At 69.4% G+C, this 16,201-nt stretch carries 19 protein-coding genes; 18 read left to right on the top strand and 1 reads right to left on the bottom strand.

The genetic code is table 11. The features are described from left to right. The first annotated feature begins 26 nt into the window (after window positions 1-26). From ACEYYH_RS10525 to ACEYYH_RS10465, 13 genes are all read left to right on the top strand, one after another. Window positions 27-386, top strand: a complete 360-nt coding sequence (locus tag ACEYYH_RS10525) for a hypothetical protein (protein ID WP_374978107.1) — start codon at window positions 27-29, stop codon at window positions 384-386. Continuing rightward, window positions 334-2,100 (top strand): hypothetical protein, encoded by a 1,767-nt coding sequence (locus ACEYYH_RS10520; protein ID WP_374978106.1) that lies wholly within the window; start codon window positions 334-336, stop codon window positions 2,098-2,100. The genes ACEYYH_RS10525 and ACEYYH_RS10520 overlap by 53 nt, the downstream gene beginning before the upstream one ends. Before the next feature lie 11 nt (window positions 2,101-2,111). Then, window positions 2,112-3,530, top strand: a complete 1,419-nt coding sequence (locus ACEYYH_RS10515) for a hypothetical protein (RefSeq protein WP_374978105.1) — start codon at window positions 2,112-2,114, stop codon at window positions 3,528-3,530. Beyond that, entirely contained in the window at window positions 3,527-4,807 is a 1,281-nt protein-coding gene (locus ACEYYH_RS10510) for a head maturation protease, ClpP-related (RefSeq protein ID WP_374978104.1), read from the top strand. The genes ACEYYH_RS10515 and ACEYYH_RS10510 overlap by 4 nt, the downstream gene beginning before the upstream one ends. A gap of 2 nt (window positions 4,808-4,809) precedes the next feature. Further along, on the top strand, window positions 4,810-5,172 hold the full coding sequence (locus ACEYYH_RS10505; protein ID WP_374978103.1) for a capsid cement protein: 363 nt from the start codon (window positions 4,810-4,812) through the stop codon (window positions 5,170-5,172). 16 nt (window positions 5,173-5,188) lie between these two features. Further along, a complete protein-coding gene (locus ACEYYH_RS10500; protein WP_374978102.1) occupies window positions 5,189-6,097 on the top strand; it encodes a hypothetical protein in 909 nt (302 codons plus the stop codon). A gap of 2 nt (window positions 6,098-6,099) precedes the next feature. Continuing rightward, complete coding sequence (locus tag ACEYYH_RS10495; RefSeq protein WP_374978101.1) at window positions 6,100-6,477, top strand: hypothetical protein; 378 nt, start codon at window positions 6,100-6,102, stop codon at window positions 6,475-6,477. A gap of 316 nt (window positions 6,478-6,793) precedes the next feature. After that, window positions 6,794-7,180, top strand: coding sequence for a hypothetical protein (locus tag ACEYYH_RS10490; RefSeq protein ID WP_374978100.1), 387 nt, complete (start codon window positions 6,794-6,796; stop codon window positions 7,178-7,180). After that, window positions 7,177-7,509 (top strand): hypothetical protein, encoded by a 333-nt coding sequence (locus tag ACEYYH_RS10485; protein WP_374978099.1) that lies wholly within the window; start codon window positions 7,177-7,179, stop codon window positions 7,507-7,509. Before ACEYYH_RS10490 ends, ACEYYH_RS10485 begins: the two co-directional genes overlap by 4 nt. Before the next feature lie 10 nt (window positions 7,510-7,519). Beyond that, complete coding sequence (locus tag ACEYYH_RS10480) at window positions 7,520-7,840, top strand: HK97 gp10 family phage protein (RefSeq protein ID WP_374978098.1); 321 nt, start codon at window positions 7,520-7,522, stop codon at window positions 7,838-7,840. Then, entirely contained in the window at window positions 7,833-8,252 is a 420-nt protein-coding gene (locus tag ACEYYH_RS10475) for a minor capsid protein (RefSeq protein WP_374978097.1), read from the top strand. The genes ACEYYH_RS10480 and ACEYYH_RS10475 overlap by 8 nt, the downstream gene beginning before the upstream one ends. Further along, window positions 8,249-9,010 carry a phage tail tube protein gene (locus ACEYYH_RS10470; protein WP_374978096.1) on the top strand — a complete coding sequence of 254 codons (762 nt, stop codon included), beginning with the start codon at window positions 8,249-8,251 and terminating at the stop codon, window positions 9,008-9,010. Before ACEYYH_RS10475 ends, ACEYYH_RS10470 begins: the two co-directional genes overlap by 4 nt. Window positions 9,011-9,012: 2 nt before the next feature. After that, complete coding sequence (locus ACEYYH_RS10465; RefSeq protein ID WP_374978095.1) at window positions 9,013-9,453, top strand: hypothetical protein; 441 nt, start codon at window positions 9,013-9,015, stop codon at window positions 9,451-9,453. Here ACEYYH_RS10465 and ACEYYH_RS10460 read toward each other — a convergent pair. After that, window positions 9,450-9,674, bottom strand: a complete 225-nt coding sequence (locus ACEYYH_RS10460) for a hypothetical protein (protein ID WP_374978094.1) — start codon at window positions 9,672-9,674, stop codon at window positions 9,450-9,452. The genes ACEYYH_RS10465 and ACEYYH_RS10460 overlap by 4 nt on opposite strands. 132 nt (window positions 9,675-9,806) lie before the next feature. Here ACEYYH_RS10460 and ACEYYH_RS10455 point away from each other — a divergent pair, with 132 nt between their 5' ends. Genes ACEYYH_RS10455 through ACEYYH_RS10435 form a run of 5 tightly spaced genes read left to right on the top strand, consistent with a single transcriptional unit; the run spans window position 9,807 to window position 16,099 of the window. Beyond that, a complete protein-coding gene (locus ACEYYH_RS10455; RefSeq protein WP_374978093.1) occupies window positions 9,807-12,617 on the top strand; it encodes a phage tail tape measure protein in 2,811 nt (936 codons plus the stop codon). 11 nt (window positions 12,618-12,628) lie between these two features. Continuing rightward, entirely contained in the window at window positions 12,629-13,540 is a 912-nt protein-coding gene (locus ACEYYH_RS10450) for a hypothetical protein (protein ID WP_374978092.1), read from the top strand. Next, window positions 13,540-14,688 (top strand): hypothetical protein, encoded by a 1,149-nt coding sequence (locus tag ACEYYH_RS10445; protein WP_374978091.1) that lies wholly within the window; start codon window positions 13,540-13,542, stop codon window positions 14,686-14,688. The genes ACEYYH_RS10450 and ACEYYH_RS10445 overlap by 1 nt, the downstream gene beginning before the upstream one ends. Before the next feature lie 2 nt (window positions 14,689-14,690). Continuing rightward, window positions 14,691-15,323 carry a hypothetical protein gene (locus tag ACEYYH_RS10440; RefSeq protein ID WP_374978090.1) on the top strand — a complete coding sequence of 211 codons (633 nt, stop codon included), beginning with the start codon at window positions 14,691-14,693 and terminating at the stop codon, window positions 15,321-15,323. Then, entirely contained in the window at window positions 15,323-16,099 is a 777-nt protein-coding gene (locus tag ACEYYH_RS10435) for a fibronectin type III domain-containing protein (RefSeq protein ID WP_374978089.1), read from the top strand. The genes ACEYYH_RS10440 and ACEYYH_RS10435 overlap by 1 nt, the downstream gene beginning before the upstream one ends. The last annotated feature ends 102 nt before the right edge of the window (window positions 16,100-16,201 follow it).

Here is a 16,201-nt window from a genome sequence, read left to right as displayed (position 1 = left end):
GGTTCCCGTCACTCCGAGGAGGTGCGATGGCGTCTCGACAGTGCCTGGTGGCGGTGAATCGCACGATCCGGGCCGCGGGGCTTGAGGAGGACGGTGTTCACGCTGCGCTCATCGACATGGCGCGGAATCTCGCGCGTCGGGTGGACAAGGTCGGCGCTGAGGATGCGCCGCTGAACCTCCTCCGGCTGTACGACTCGGCGTTGACGAAGCTCGAGCGTGCGGCGGCTCCGAAGCCGGTTCCGAGATCGGGTCGAGGTGGGGGCGAGAGCGAGGCGAGCGAGTCGGTCGAGCCGACGTCGCCGCCGTCGCTCGCGATCGTGGAGGAGAAGCCTCTTGACCGTATCCGTCGACGAAAGGCCGAGGCCGCAGCTCGCGCGACTGGATGAGCCGGAGATCTACACCGAGACGGTGTACGCCGACGCGAAGCGGTACGGGAAGCACGTCGGGATCACGGAGCCGCGTCTCCGCACTCAGCCTCTCCGGCCGCTGACGCCGGAGACGTCACACGGGTACTCGGTGATCGAGTTCGCGCTCGAGGTGCTCGGGGTGCGGCTGTACCCGTGGCAGAAGGCGCTGCTGATCCGGGCGCTCGAGCTGAACGAGGACGGGACCTACCGGTTCCGGAAGGTGTTCGTCCTCGTCGGTCGGCAGAACGGGAAGACGACGCTCCTCACGGTGCTGGCGCTGTGGTGGCTGTTCGTCGACGCTGACTCGTTCCCGGAGCATCTGCCGGCGAAGGACTTCCTGATCCTCGGCACGGCGCAGAACCTCGACATCGCCGAGGATGCATGGAACGGTGCGCTCAAGCGGTGCGACCCGAACCCGGACGAGGACGACGAGGAGTACGTCGTCGCGGATCTGGCGGCCGAGACGCGGAAGCCGGTCAAGACGAACGGCAAGAAGTCGCTGCGGCTCCGCAACAACGCGAAGTACGAGCCGCGCGCCGCGTCGCGCATGGGCGGTCGAGGCAAGTCGGCCGCGCGCGTCGTGATGGACGAGATGCGCGAGCAGCAGACGTGGGACATCTGGGGCTCGGTGTCGAAGACGAAGAACGCGATCTTCAACTCCCAGCTCTGGGGGATCTCGTCGGCGGGCGACGCGAAGTCGGTCGTCCTGGCGACGCTGCGCGATGGCGCGATCAAGACGATCCGCGAGTACGAGCAGTACGTCGAGACGGGCCTGCAGACCCTCGAGGAGTTCGCGAACACGCACGACGTCGCGACCGCTCTGTTCGAGTGGTCGGCAACGCCGGGGCGCCCCCTGATGGACATCGAGGGGATCCTGCAGGCAAACCCGTCGGTCGGCTACAAGCCGATGTTCTTCGACTCGATCTGGTCGGACCTTCTCGGCGACGAGCCGGAGGCGACGAAGCGGACCGAGATCCTCTGCGACTGGGTCGTCTCCCGCGCGGAGCCGTTCCTGCAGGGCGAGGGCTGGGCGGACTCCGCAGACGGTCCCGTGCTCGACGACGACGACAACGTGATCGAGTTCGGCTCGACCATCGCCGACTCGTCTCGGATGACGATGGGCATCGACGTGTACTCGTCGGCGCGCACGACGTCGAGCGTGATCGGCGTCGCTGGCTACCGCGCCGACGGCCGTCGACACCTCGAGCTGATCGCGCAGCGCACGGGCATGTCCTGGGTCGTGAAGTACGCGATCGCTGTCCGGGAGAAGACGGGCATCAATCAGGTGGCTCTGCAGACGAAGGGATGCGCCGCGGCGGATCTCGTCGAGCCGCTCAAGGAGGCCGGGTTCGACATCGTGTCGATCTCCGGGTCGATCTTGCTCACCTCGGCCGACCGGCTGCGGAAGCGGATCGCGGCCGACCAGATCCGGCACCGGTCGCAGGGTCCGCTGAACCTCGCCATCGCGAACGGCACGGCGAAGGATCTCGCCGGGATGCCGGTCTGGGATCGGTTCGGCGCACCTGTCGACATCTCGCCGGCCGTCGCTGTCACGAACGCGCTCGTCGCGCTCGAGGCGTTCGTCCCCGCAGAGAAGCCGCCGCCTCCCGCGCCGCCGCCGCAGGCCGCGTCGGTCGCGCGCACCGACTACTCCGTCGCCGAGGACGTGAACCTCGCGACCGCTGCATTCTGAACGGAGGACAGATGTCCGAGATCGGCTACCAGTCCGGGGGACTCTCCTCGTGGGGGACCATCGCCGCCGAGGCGAACGAGACGAACCCGGACCTTCTGTGGCCGAAGTCGCTCGAGGTCTACGACCGGATGGCGAACGAGGATCCGCAGGTGGGCTCGGTGCTCCGTGCGGTGACGCTCCCGATCCTCCGGACCACGTGGATGATCGACGGGACCGGATGCCGGCCGAACGTCGTCGAGCACGTCGCGGCGGACCTCGGTCTCCCCGAGAAGGGGAAGGACCCGGTCGCGCCGCTGCGGATGAAGGGCCGGTTCTCGTGGACTGATCACCTGCGTCTCGCGCTCCTCGAGCTGCGCTACGGTCACTCGCCGTTCGAGCAGGTGTACCGCGTCGAGGGGAACCTCAACCGACTGCACAAGCTCGCGTGGCGTCCGCCCCGCTCGATCTCCGACATCGAGGTCGCCCGCGACGGCGGGCTCGTCGCGCTCAAGCAGTACGGCATCGGCGGGCAGACGACAGTCCGGATCCCGGTCGACAGGCTCGTGATGTACGTCAACGAGCGCGAGGGTGCCAACTGGACCGGGCGCTCGCTCCTGCGGCAGGCGTACAAGATGTGGCTCCTCAAGGATCGGGTGCTGCGCGCGCAGGCGCTGACCATCGAGCGGAACGGTCTCGGCGTCCCGGTGTACACCGGTGCCGAGGTCCCCGAGGGCGTGACCGGCACGGACCGCGAGGCGTGGGAGAAGTCGGAGCAGGAGGCCGGACTCAAGCTCGCGAAGGACTTCAAGGCCGGCGAGGCGGCGGGCGCATCGCTCCCGCACGGCGCGACCCTGCAGCTCCTCGGCGTGTCCGGGAAGCTCCCCGACACGGACGCTCCAATCAGGTACTACGACGAGCAGATCGCGCGCGCGGTCCTGGCGCACTTCCTGAACCTCGGCACCGAGACGGGCTCGTGGGCGCTCGGCTCGACGTTCGCGAATTTCTTCACCGAGTCGCTGAACGCCGTCGCGCAGCACATCGCCGACGTCACTCAGCAGCACGTGATCGAGGATCTCGTCGATCTGAACTACGGGCCGAATGAGCGCGCGCCGCGTCTCGTCCCCGCTCCCATCGGCGCCGAGCACCCGGTCACGGCCGAGGCGATCAAGGCGCTGATCGACTGCGGCGCGCTGTCGAAGGACCCCGGGCTCGAGGCGCACCTGCGCGAGCTGTGGGGACTCCCCTCGCTCGCGGCAGAGCTGGCCGCGAAGGGCGTCCCGGTCGAGGCCGCGCGCGAGGCGGCAAGGTTCGCGGCCGAGACCGCACAGAAGGTCTATCTCGCGGCAGACGCGCCGCCGCTCACCCGCCGCGAGGCGCGCGATCTCCTCCGCGACGCGGGGATGACGCTCGACCCCGCATCCGACAACCCGGCCGAGGAGGCAGCAGCATGACGAAGCGCGACAGTCGGTACTGGGGGAAGCTCCCCGTCCCCGAGTCGAAGGCCGAGTTCTTCAACGCCGTAACGACCCCGGCGCCGACCGGCGACGGCTCGATCGCGACGATTCGCCTGTACGGGCCGATCGACTCGTGGGGTGGGTTCTGGGGCGTATCGGCTAAGGACATGGGGACCGTTCTCGACGCACTCCCGGACTCGGTCGACCAGATCATCCTCCGGATCAATTCGCCGGGCGGCGAGGTGTTCGAGGGCGTGTCGATCCTGAACATGCTCCGGGCGCACAAGGCGACGGTGACGGCCGTCGTCGACGGGCTCGCCGCGTCGGCGGCATCCGTCATCGCGTCGGGCGCCGACGAGACCGTGATGTCTCCCGGCACGCAGATGATGATTCACTCACCGTCTGTCATCGCCTGGGGGAATGCGACGTACCTCCGGAAGCAGGCCGAGGTGCTCGACACGATCGAGCGGTCGCTGATCGACATCTACACAGCGAAGGCGGGGGAGAAGGACTGGGCGCAGCTCCTCGCCGACGAGACCTGGCTCACCGCGAAGGAAGCGGTCGACATCGGCCTCGTCGACCGCGAGGCCGTCATCCCCGACGCGGGCGAGCCGTCGACGGTCGGCGCCGACGACGAGACGCTCCTGATCCCCGACGAGGACGAGCCGACCAACTCGGCCGCGCGCCTCGTCATCATCGCGTCCGCAGCACCCACTGCGCGCGCGGTCTCCAAGCTCCCGAGCTCGACCGGGCCGGGTGAACCCCACCGAAAGGACGAAGCTGTGGCTTACAGCGACCTCAAGGCTGGACTCGCGAAGCGGCTCGGTGTGACCGATGCCGACGCCTCGGACGAGACGCTGCTGAGCGCTCTCGACGAGACGCTCGAGGAGCAGGCCGACACAACCGCGACGGCACCCGCCGGCGCACCGACCGACGCTCTCCCGAAGGGCGCCGTCGTCGTCGACGAGGCGACCCTCGCGGATCTGCGTCGCGACGCTGCTCTCGGCGCTCAGGCGCGCGCAGAGCAGGACCAGACGCGCCGCGAGCGCATCGTCGACGCCGCAGTCGCCGACGGGCGGATCACCGCTGCGTCGCGCGATCTGTGGATCGAGAACCTCTCCGAGAGCGAGCAGCGGGCGACCGCGATCCTCGAGGGGATGCCGAAGAACAAGATCCCCGTCGAGGAGATCGGCAACGCGGGCGACCCGGTCGACACGGCCGAGGCGTCCACGTACTCGTCGGTCTACCCGACGGCTGAGAAGGCAGGAGCCTGATCATGGCCAAGTCGTACCTTCCCCTCTTCCGTCCCGGCGACAAGGTCACGTTCAACGTGACGACCGCCGTCACCGCAGGCCAGGTCGTCGAGGTCGGCACGGCCGACCGCTCGATCGCGCCCGCCGCCGCCGCCTCGGCGAAGGTGGTCGGCGTCGTCGGTCACGACGCCGGTATCGGCGACAAGGCGACCGTCGAGGTCGGCAAGCCGGTGCACCTCCTCAAGGCGTCGGGTGCCATCACCCGCGGTCAGCGGCTCGAGACGGCTGCGGCCGGCGCGGTCCGCACCCTCGCGGCGGGTACCGCCGTGTACATCGCTCTCACGTCCGCCGCCGACGGTGCCTCCGTCGAGGCTCTGCAGATCTGACAAGGAGATCCGACAGATGCTCACCTATCCCCTGACGCCGAGCCAGATCTCGGCCGCGAGCGCGACGGAGATCATCGCGTTCCTCAAGTCGCCGACGCTGATCGCGCGTCGTCTCGGCGAGATCCTCAACGCGCAGCAGTTCCTCGGGTACTTCCTCCTCTCGGGGCGGTACGACATCCAGGGCGGCTCGATCGCGGTCCCCGCGTCCGAGATCATCCGCACCGACCGCCGGTCGGAGACGGTCGCGCCCGGCGCCGAGTACAAGCTGACGGCGATCGACGAGGGCGTGTACGAGGTGTACACGGCCGCGAAGGACGGCATCGCGACGGAGGTCACCGACGAGTCGGTCGGTCGTCGTCTGCGTGCGCCGCTCGACGACGCGATGCTGTTCCTGCAGACCGAGCTGGTGTTCTCGGCGAACGAGCTCGCGCTCGGCGTCATCGACTCGGCCGTGACGCAGTCGCTCGCGGCTGGCGGTGTCTGGTCGAACGGGAAGCAGATCTTCCGCGACGCACTGCGTGTGCAGGCGGCGGCGCGGAAGCTGAAGCTCGGGTTCAACCTCGACACCGTCGTCATGAACGGCGAGCAGTACGCGGAGGTTCTCCCCGAGCTGCTCGACGTCCTCCCGAAGGACAGCGACGTCGCGCTGACCGGCTCGTTCCCGACGATCTCGGGCATCACGTGGGTTGCGTCGGACGACGACGAGTTCACCGACCCGCTGTTCCTCGACCGTCGTCGCCTCGGCGGCATCGCTCGCGAGAACATCCCCTCGCCGGAGTACCGTCCCGTCGGCGGCGACACGGGCGTCGAGGTCGCCTCGTTCCGTGAGCGGAAGGACGCGACGATCCTGCAGGCTCGCAACCCGCACGTGCCGCTCGTGGTGAACCCGCAGGCGGCGTGGCGTCTGACCGGAACGGCGGCGTGATCATGACTCACGTCGTCATCCGGAACGCCGCGAAGGTGTCCATCGGAGGTGCCGCCGGGAACAAGGTCGCGTCTCTCCTGCGCCGTGGGGACATCGTCCCCGAGGGCGTGTCGGAGGAGCAGCTCGCCGACCTCGTGAAGCGCGGCTTCATCGAGGAGGTCGAGACCGGCGAGTCCGAGTCCGACGAGGACTCCGACTCGGGCAGCGCGCCCGCCTCCGGCGAGGAGCCGTACAAGGGCGTCACGATCCCGGAGCTGAACGCCGAGATCGAGAAGCGGAACGCCGACCGCGCGGAGGCCGACAAGATCGTCCCCGCCGCTCCCGGCAACCGCGCCGAGATCGTCGCCGCGCTCGTCGCGGACGACGCCAAGCAGTCCTGATCCGCTCGGATCGGACATAGATCGACCGGCTCCCGACTGCTCTTGCAGCGTCGGGGGCCGGTCGCTCCATCCAGGCGCGCAAACGCTGTGCGCCTCGCTCGCGCGTCGAAATGCGCGGGTGGCTGTCGGACTGCTGGATGGGGTCTGCGTCGCTCCTAGGGGGCGTGAGGCGCGGCGCAGACCCGATCTCGCAGGATCGACGAATTCGACCTCCCCGATATGGCGATGACCAAACGGGGGTGTCGTCGCTCTACGGGGCGTACAGCCTGTCCTACGGGCATGACATTTTGCACGCTCAGAGAGCAGGGGGTCGCTCATGGCGATTGTGTTCGCGGATATCGTCGGCGTCGGGCCGAACCAGATCCCGGGGATCACGGAGTTCAAAGCGCGGCGGATCCTGCAGATCGCGCGCACGTTCGTGCCATGCCTCGACTCCCTCACGGGGGAGGAGAAGGCGAACGCGATCGCGATCCTGCAGGCGGCGGCGCTCGAGCTTCCCGAGCCTGGGTCGCGGCGTGTGCGGTCGCAGTCGCGGAACGGAACCTCACGGTCGCTCGATGCGTACGAGTCGGCGTTCACCCTCGAGGACCGCGCCGCGCTCCGTGCGCTCTGCGGCTCGGCGCCCGCGACGCCGACGCCGGTCGGGAGCTTCCCGGAGGAGCGTCCGCTGTCGGGCGTGTGGCCGGAGAGGTATCCGACGTGAGCTGGGGCGATCCGTTCTGGTGGCCGCACAAGGTGCTGATCCGTCCGCTCCTCGCCGGCGGCGGGATGGGCCCGCGGCTCGCGACGTCGACGACCGAGGCCGACGCGGAGGTCGACGACTCGCAGCGGATGATCCGCGATGCCGACTCGGTGCAGGTGATGTCGTCGGCGCGGGTGACCGTCCCGCTCGACACGGTCGCGCCGCTCGGATCCGAGGTCACGCTGTGGCCGGGTCGCGCCGGCGTCGAGCGCACGGCGGCCGTCATCGCGACGGCGTATCAGGACAACGGCGACGGGCTCGGGTCTCAGCTCGTGCTGTCGCTCGAGTGAGGAGGGCGAGATGAAGCTCTATCCGATCCGGGATCCCATCGCCGAGGCGGCGGCGGCTGGTCTGCGCGAGGGCGCACGCGAGGTCACGCGAGACGCGAAGCGGCGGGTCCCCGTCGACGACGCCGAGCTCCGCAACTCGGGCGGGTACTCGCAGAACGAGCTTGAGGCGATCGTGCGCTTCACCGCACCGCACGCGTGGCTACAGCACGAGAAAGAGGAGTACCAGCACCCGAACGGGGGCGAAGCTCACTACCTCGAGAACGCCGCCATCGAGTACCCGCTCGCGGAGCCGGTCGCCAATCACGTGAAGGCGAGGCTCGGCGGTGGATGACGCTCAGCTCACGCGGACGATCTGCGAGATCCTCGGCGGCATCCCGGGGTGGGAGTGGTGGCCGGATCCCGAGTCGCCGCCGTACCCGAAGGACTCGACCGCGATCTGGTACGGGCCGATCCAGGACGGACCCGACCGCGCGATCGGCGTCCGCGTCTACGGGCCGATCTCCGACACCGACCTTCTCGTACGCCGTGTGCAGCTCCGAAGCCGCGGCCGACAGCGCTTGATCGACGACGCCGACCGGATGGCGGGGATCGCGTTCACGGTGCTGCACGAACTCTCCCGGGTGGGAGGGATCAGCGACATCCGTCGCATCTCAGGTGGGCCTCTCGGGGCCGACAGCAAGGGCCGTGAGGAGCGGTCCGACAACTACCAGATAATCCTCGACAACCCGGAGGCAATCCAATGAACAAGGTCATCCTCCCCGCCGGCACGACGCTCGGAAAGAGCTTCGAGTACGGCGTGGACGTCAACCTCGGCACGTACGCCGACCCGCTGTGGCAGTCGATCCGTCGTCTGCTCGGCTACCAGCCGACCGACACGCCGACCACGCAGGACGCGCAGACCTACGACGACCAGGGCGCACCGAACAACGACGTCACCGGATGGGGCTGGGGTCTGGCGTTCAACGTGCAGGTGCACCGGTTCCTCAACACCGGTCTGTTCCTGCCGGAGGTTGAGTACCTCCTCGACCGCACCCGCCCGCACTCGGTCGGCGAGCTCGCGGTCGCGGACGTCCGCTGGTATCACAAGCCTGCGGAGGGCACGCCGAACCCGAACGACGCGGGCCGCGGTCTTGCGACCGTCGCCAAGACCCGTCAGAACATCGGTCCCGGTGGCGAGATCGAGATGTTCGGCTTCTCGCTCTCGGGCAAGGGTGCATACGAGGAGATCGCGAACCCGTTCACGGGCTGGTCCGCGACGGCTCCGAAGGTCTCGGCCGTGATTGAGGTCGCGGCGGGGGACGGCGAGCTGATCACCATCGTGGGCGAGGGTCTGCTCGACGCGACCGGCGTCACCATCGGCGGGACGTCCGTCGAGTTCGTGCCGGTCAACGGTGCGACGGTCATCGCGCAGATGCCGACCGGCGACGCTGGCGACGTGGCGATCATCGTCACCACGCCGGGCGGTCCGTCCCCGGCGTTCACCTACACGCGCGGGGCCTGACCGTGAGCGCTGTCGACTTCACGGAGTGGGCGGCGCCGGATCTCGTGTTCCGCAACCTCGGGGCAGACGCCGAGGGCCGCGGGGGGCGCACGTTCAGCGTGCGTCCCCCGTCGGTCGGGGACTCGGCGAAGGTGCTCGCTCTCGCGGCGCGCGGCGAGGTGAACCTCGGCGTCGTCCCGAAGGGGACACGGCTCCCGGCCGAGATGCTCGAGGTCATCGAGTCCATCGGTCCCGACGCGCACCCGGCGCTCGGCGCGACGTTCTACGAGATGCGCGACGCCGGGATCTCGGCCGCGACCATCGACCGGGCCGCGTACTACGCGATCTTCTACTGGGCCCGCGGCAAGGAGTACGCCGACAACCTCGCGACCCTGCTGTGGGCAGAGCGCGAGCCGGTCGCGGACGCTCCCGCAGGCGGTGGTGAGACGCGCCCAAAAGGCTAGAGACCCTCGCGGACTGGGCTCCCTACGGCATCGGGGAGCCGGTCGAGTTCGACGAGGACGGGGTCCCGATCTATGCCGACTACCGCCCGGTCCCGCAGGAGCTGCTCGCGCCGCCGACGCCGGTCGCTGACGTCGAGTCGACGCCGCCGCCGGAGATCGACACGTCGTGGCTCGGCATCCTCACGAATTGGCGGCTCGTCGTCGCCGATCTGCTCGACCACGGGATCGACCTGTGGGACCCGGCTGTCCGGGCTCGTCCGTGGCCGGGCATCCGGACGCTGATCTTCACGCTGCTCGAGGCCGGGTCTGATTCCCGGCTGCGGAAGGCGCTCATCATCCGGAGGTGATTCTTCATGGCGTATCGCGCTGGCGAGGTCGAGGTTCTGCTGACCGTCGACGACAAGGACGCGGCGCGGGCTGAGAAGGACATCAAGGCGCGCGGTGAGCGGATCGAGAAGAACCCGATCACCAAGAAGGTCGACGCCGACACGAAGGACGCCGTCGCGGGCATGGACCGCGTCGAGGAGTCCGCGAAGCGGCTCGTCTCCGAGCGCGCCGTGCTCAAGCTCGACGCCGACATCGAGTCCGCCGAGAAGCGGCTCGAGTCGACGAAGAACCGGCTCGAGGATCTGTCGCTCCGCGCCGAGGGCGGGCTGAACGTCGACGCCGATGTGCGTCGCGCCGAGGCTCAGATCCGCCGCCTCGAGGGGACGCTGAGCGGGCTCCGGTCGGCGCGGACTCAGGTCGAGATCGACGCCGATACATCGGCCGCTGAGAACGCGCTCGACGACCTGGCGGACGACGCCGAGAACGCGGGCGACGACGGCGGCAAGCGGTCCGGTAAGGCACTCGTGACCGGCATCGTCGCGGGCCTCGCGTCGATCCCCATCGTGGGCGCGATCGCGAAGGTCGGAGAGACCATCGCCGACAACCTCGTGTCTGAGTTCCAGTCGGCGCTGCAGGTCGAGGTCCGGCAGGACCGACTGCAGGCGCTGACCGGCATCGACGAGGCGTCGGCGTCCCGGTTCGCGCGCGCGGCCGGCGAGGCGTACGCGAACAACTTCGGCGAGTCCATCGAGTCGAACATGAACACGACGCGGCTCGCCCTGCAGTTCCGGATCATCGACCCGGACGCGACCGCGCGCGACACGCAGCGGGTCGTCGAGAATCTCGGCGGGATCGCGGACGTGCTCGAGGAGGACGTCTCACGGGCGGCGACGACGGTCACGACGCTACTCAAGACCGGCATGGCGGCATCGGCCGATGAGGCGTTCGACATCCTCGCGACCGGCGCCCGTGAGGGTGTGAACCGGTCGGAGGACATGCTCGACACCTTCACTGAGTACCCGTCCGTCCTGCAGCGGCTCGGGATCTCCGGCAAGGAGATGCTCGGCCTCATCAACCAGGGGCTGACGGCCGGGGCGCGGAACAGCGACATCGCAGCCGACGCGCTGAAGGAGTTCCAGATCCGCGCGACCGACGCGTCGGAGCTGTCGGCGCAGGGGTTCGAGATGCTCGGCCTCAACGCCGAGGAGATGACGGCACGCATCGCCGCCGGCGGGGAGTCCGCCCGCGAGGGTCTCGACGTCGTCCTCGACCGGCTGCGGTCGATGGAGGACCCCGTCGCACGGAACGCCGCCGCCGTCGCGCTGTTCGGCACGCAGGCCGAGGATCTCGGCGAGGCGCTGTTCGCGATGGATCTCTCGACGGCCGTCGACGAGCTGAACGGTGTCGAGGGCGCAGCGCGTCGCATGTTCGACACGCTCGCGGACAACGACTCGAACCGGATCGAGCGGGCTCAGCGGAACATCGAGGTCGCGGCGGACGGCATCAAGGGTGCTCTCGCGTCGGCGTTCGCGGATCCTCTCGGGGAGGCTGCGGACTGGATCTCCCAGAACCGGGGGCCAGTCCTGCAGTTCTTCCTCGATCTCGCGAACGGGGCTCTCGATTTCGGAGAGGCCGTCGTCGAGTCGCTCGCTACCGGGACCGAGGGGGTCGGCGATTTCGTCGCCGGTCCGCTCGCCGATCTCACGAAGGGGCTCGCCGGGTTCGTCGGGTTCTTCGACAAGGAGGCCGGCGAAGGGCTCGACCAGGCGGTTGAGCAGATGCGCGGGTTCGATGACACCGCGCAGTCGGCGGCGGACACCATGCGTACCGAGATGGGGAACGCGCTCGACATCGCGCGGGAGAAGCTGAACCAGTTCGGCGAGCCTGCGGTCGCGATGGGGTTCCTGAACGACGCAAGCCTGCGTCTCGCGGACGCTGTCGCCGGGGTCGGGTACGCGGCCGACGGGTCGCGGATCGGGCTCGAGGGGATTGACCTCGCGAACATCCGCGCGTCTGAGTCGGGGCGTCTCCTTGAGGATCAGGTGCGCTCGGCGGTCGCCGCTCTCGGCGACGAGATCTCGGCGGCGTCGGCGGCGGGCGAATCGCAGGAGGAGCTCGCGGGCCGGTACAACACGGCGACGTCGGCGCTCGTCTCGCAGCTCACGCAGATGGGCCTCACCGAGGACCAGGCGCGCGCGCTCATCGACACCGTCCTGCAGACCCCGGAGTCCGCGACGACGGAGTTCTCGTCGAACGCGCAGGCCGAGCAGGGCAAGGTGCAGTCTCTCGCAGATCGGATCATCACCCTCCCGGACGGGACGGTGACGATCGACGCGGACACGGGTCCGGCGCGAGCGGGTCTCGAGGGCTTCATCATGGGCGCGAACGGCCGGCGCATCAATGTGTACGTCGATGCGGTCGGGGGCCGCACCTATCAGGTGCAGGGGAGCAACGTTCGATTCAACGCTCAGGGCGGCGTCCTCGAGTTCATGGCGAACGGCGGCATCCCCGGGCTGACGCCGATGTCGTCGCTCGCGGACATCGTCCCCGCGAACACATGGCGCGTGGTCGGTGATCGCGGGGACGTCCCCGAGCTGTACGCGCCGCTCGATGGCTCGGCGCGCTCCTGGGCGCTGATCCTCGAGGCGATCCGGCGGATGCCGGGCGGTCCCGAGGGGCTCGCCGGAGCCGCCGCGCCGACCGGTCCTGGGCCGTCAGGCATGCCGCCGATTCAAGTCATCCACAACGGCGACAACTACGCGTACGACCCGCGGGACATCGAGCGTGAGCAGCGGCTCGGGCTCACCCGTGCGCTCGACGCTCTGCCGCCGAGCTAGGGGGTTCCCACATGCCGATCGTTTTCGCCGCTCCCGGCGCGTCGCCCGACGACATCGCCGGCATCCGTCGTCCCCGGCGGATGACGTGGACGGGGTTCGACGGTTCGGTGTGGCCGCTCACCCGGCCGCAGGCCGAGAATCCTCGGCTTGCGCCGGGTGTGCAGGGCCTGCACATGCCGCGCATGGACGTGCAGAAATCGTCGAGCCCGCTCGTCGCGGGCGTCGAGCTGATGGGCTACTCGCTCCCCGAGCGGGAGGTGTACTGGCCGCTGCTGTTCCGCGCGTCGACGATCGACGAGTGGGAGGCGGATCACGCCGCGTTCTTCGATTCGTTCCATCCGGTCGAGACCGGCGTGTGGACGGTCGGCGAGGGACGCGCCGCGCGGACCCTCCCGCTGACCGGACGATTCGACGGGGCGTACTCGTTCGCGAACGATCCCTTCATCACCGGATGGGCGAAGATCGGAATCACCCTCGAGGCTCCTCGGCCGCTGTGGCGGGGGCGTCCGGTGGCGCAGGAGTTCGGCGCCGACGAGGGACAGGACTTCATCCCGCCGACCGGCGCTCCCGACTTCTATGTCTCACCATCGGCGACGTTCCAGTCGGCCGAGATCTCGAACCCTGGCAACGAGCCCGCATATCTCGTGTGGACGGTGCAGGGTCCCGCGTCGGAGGTGCAGCTCGGCGTCGGCGGCGCGATCATCGAGGTTCCGTTCCCGATCCCAGAGGGCTCGACGCTCATCATCGACACGGATCCGGCCGGGCAGTACGCGACCCTCGACGGGATCGACGTCACCCGCGAGCTCGGGTTCCAGATGTTCGCGCCGGTTCCCGCTCGGGGCACGTCGCCGCTGGTCATCTCCGCGGCTGGCGCGGGCCGGGTGCGCGCGGAGCTGGTGCCGCTGTATTGGAGGGCGTTCTAGTGGTCCGCCGTCGGTTCATCGTGTCGCAGTTCCTCGACGCGGAGAACGGGTTCATCCGCCAGGTCGCGCCCGCCAAGACGCAGGCGACGCTCCGATGGAACGCCGCCTCGTCGGCGTATCTCACCCTTCCGGACAACCACGCGATCATCCCGACTCTCGCGGGCGAGGAGGGCGTGCGCTGCGCCGTGTGGATGGTTACCATCGACGGCGGCACGCTCACGAAGCGGCGGCTCCTGCGCGGCCGTGTCGGCACGCTCGCCGGCGAGGACGCACCGTACGGGGCCGTCCGGGTCCCGGTCGTCGACGACTGGGGGGATCTCGCGACGCTCCTCGGCTGGCAGGTGCCGGGCTCCGCTATCGGGTCGCAGAGCGGCGCGGAGTATGCGCGATACACGGGCACGTCTGAGGACAACGCGAAGGCGGCAATCGCCGCGAACGTCGCGCGCCTCGGGCGTCCGTGGGATGTCGCGCCGTCGCTCGGCCGGGGGAACCCGGACACGGCTCCGCTCGAGCTGCGGATGCACACGCTCGGCGAGTCGGTGGTCGAGCCGCTCATCGCGGACCGACTGCAGCTCACCCTCGAGCACGACGATCTGACGGGCCGCTCGCTCGTCGACGTCCGCGAGGGCGAGGTGTTCCCGCGTCCGATCACTCCGCAGTCCGGCGTGCTGTCGCGCTGGTCGTGGGTCAAGCAACCCCCGACCGCGACGCGCGCCGTCGTCGGCGGACGTGGCGAAGGCACGGCGCGGCAGTTCGCGCTCGTCGTCGACACGGCTCTTGAGGCGGAGCTCGGCGTTGCGCTCGAGATCTACGTCGACGCGCGCAACGCCGAGGAGGGCGCGGACCTGGCGCCGTACGGGTGGGCCGAGCTGGCGAAGCATCGCGGGAAGGCCGGCCTGACGGCGACGCTCCGCGAGACGTCATGGTTCCGGTTCGCCGACGGCTACGAGCTGGGCGACAAGGTCCGCGTACAGGTCGGTGCGCTCGACGTCGAGGACGTCATCTCTCAGGTCGACATCACGCACGACACGAACGGCGGGTTCGTCGTCGTGCCGAAGGTCGGGCTCGCAACCGAGGACCCGACAGAGCGTCTCGTCGGATTCGTGAAGAACGTCGCGACCGCCGTCCGCGGTCTGGAAAAGAGGTAACCGTGACCATCGTCTCGAAGGGCTATGAGGGGACCGTCAACTACGCCGACTGGGCGCTGCTGACGAGCCATCTCGGCGCGCAGTACTCGGTCTTCGGCGCGGACTCGTTCGGAGTCTCGTTCGGCGCGGCCGACCGTGAGGTGATCGTCGCGCCCGGTCGCGCCGCGGGTCAGGGCATCCTCGACACCTCCGATGCTCCGGTGTCGCTGGTCGGCGCGAGCGTGGGATCTGGTTCGCGGTGGGACCTGATCGCGCTGCGGCGCGACTGGACCACATCGGAGACCGTGCCGGTGCTCATCCAGGGAGCAGCGACGAAGGCGATCCCCGCGACACGTGAGGACGAGCCCGGGTCGACCGACGACCAGCCGCTCGCGCTCGTGCGATTTGCGGCCGGGCAGACCGCGCCGCAGGAGGTCGTCGACCTCCGCTGCTGGCACGGTGACGGGGGAGTGGCGGCGAAGGATCTCCTCGTCCGGGACTTCTTGACTCGCATCGGCACGCGCGTGTGGATCCAGGGCATCACGTGGGTTCTCGGGTTCAACTCGCTCGGACTCCCGACATGGGTCCCTGACTCGGTGTACGTCGGCTCGACCGCACCGCCCTACGCCGAGAATCTGCTCTGGGTGAAGCCGTAATGGCTTTCGTCGACAAGGCGACCGGCCAGGCCGGCGCGCTGCGGATCGACTTCGACGGGACGACGGTCCGCTTCTACGTCTACGGCGGCTACTCGACGACCAACTCCGGCGGGCTCGGGTGGAGCGGCGTTGTGAACGGTGCCGCTGTCGGCGGCTCTCAGCCGTGGTCGACCGGCTCGAAGCCTGCGCCCGGCCTCCTCTTCGGCGCGTGGACGGCGAACTACGGCACACAGACCGTTTCGTTCACCCTGAACGCGACCGGCACGAGCGGCCTCGGCGGACCGACGACGCTCACGATGACGATCACCCGTGAAGCGCCGCCGCCGCCCGCGACGCCACCCGCCGCGCCACACAGCCTCACGGTCAGCAACATCACACTGACGTCGTTCGCGGTGTCATACAGCCGGGGCGCGAACAACGGTGCGGCGATCGACCAGGACCACGCCGAGTGGTCGCGCGTCTCGGACGGTGTCGTGGTGTGGGATGACGCACCTTTCGGCGTCGGCCCGGCCGGCAACCCGAACGGACTTTCGTCACCCGCTGGCGTCGGCCTCGCGCTGACCCCTGGCGTCGAATACCGCGTGCGCGTGAGATCTCACAACAGCGCTGGCTGGGGGCCATTCTCCGGCTACGTCACTGCGCGCACCCTGTCCGGCATCCGCGCAGGCAAAGCCGGAGCGTTCCCCGTCGCCGAGCTGCGCGCCGGCAAGAGCAACGCGTTCAGCATCCCAACGATCAGCGTCGGCAAGTCCGGTTCGTTCGGTCCTCCCACCTGATCTCGCACGCGTCCGTCACGGGCGCGTCGCGTCGCGGCCTCTCGCCTCGGCGCGCCTCCGCATCACCTCGAGCCTCGGCATCCCGCCGGGGCTCTCGTCATG

The sequence above is a fragment of the Microbacterium trichothecenolyticum genome, from assembly GCF_041938625.1.
Classification (GTDB): domain Bacteria; phylum Actinomycetota; class Actinomycetes; order Actinomycetales; family Microbacteriaceae; genus Microbacterium; species Microbacterium trichothecenolyticum_D.
The sequence above is the reverse complement of the archived record's forward strand: the minus strand, read 5'-3'. Positions and strand labels throughout refer to the sequence as shown.

Bases quoted from the DNA above. Each gene is read 5' to 3' on its own strand.
- ACEYYH_RS10525 (WP_374978107.1), top strand. From the start codon at position 27: ATGGCGTCTCGACAGTGCCTGGTGGCGGTGAATCGCACGATCCGGGCC.
- ACEYYH_RS10515 (WP_374978105.1), top strand. From the start codon at position 2,112: ATGTCCGAGATCGGCTACCAGTCCGGGGGACTCTCCTCGTGGGGGACC.
- ACEYYH_RS10510 (WP_374978104.1), top strand. From the start codon at position 3,527: ATGACGAAGCGCGACAGTCGGTACTGGGGGAAGCTCCCCGTCCCCGAG.
- ACEYYH_RS10505 (WP_374978103.1), top strand. From the start codon at position 4,810: ATGGCCAAGTCGTACCTTCCCCTCTTCCGTCCCGGCGACAAGGTCACG.
- ACEYYH_RS10500 (WP_374978102.1), top strand. From the start codon at position 5,189: ATGCTCACCTATCCCCTGACGCCGAGCCAGATCTCGGCCGCGAGCGCG.
- ACEYYH_RS10495 (WP_374978101.1), top strand. From the start codon at position 6,100: ATGACTCACGTCGTCATCCGGAACGCCGCGAAGGTGTCCATCGGAGGT.
- ACEYYH_RS10490 (WP_374978100.1), top strand. From the start codon at position 6,794: ATGGCGATTGTGTTCGCGGATATCGTCGGCGTCGGGCCGAACCAGATC.
- ACEYYH_RS10480 (WP_374978098.1), top strand. From the start codon at position 7,520: ATGAAGCTCTATCCGATCCGGGATCCCATCGCCGAGGCGGCGGCGGCT.
- ACEYYH_RS10470 (WP_374978096.1), top strand. From the start codon at position 8,249: ATGAACAAGGTCATCCTCCCCGCCGGCACGACGCTCGGAAAGAGCTTC.
- ACEYYH_RS10455 (WP_374978093.1), top strand. From the start codon at position 9,807: ATGGCGTATCGCGCTGGCGAGGTCGAGGTTCTGCTGACCGTCGACGAC.
- ACEYYH_RS10450 (WP_374978092.1), top strand. From the start codon at position 12,629: ATGCCGATCGTTTTCGCCGCTCCCGGCGCGTCGCCCGACGACATCGCC.
- ACEYYH_RS10435 (WP_374978089.1), top strand. From the start codon at position 15,323: ATGGCTTTCGTCGACAAGGCGACCGGCCAGGCCGGCGCGCTGCGGATC.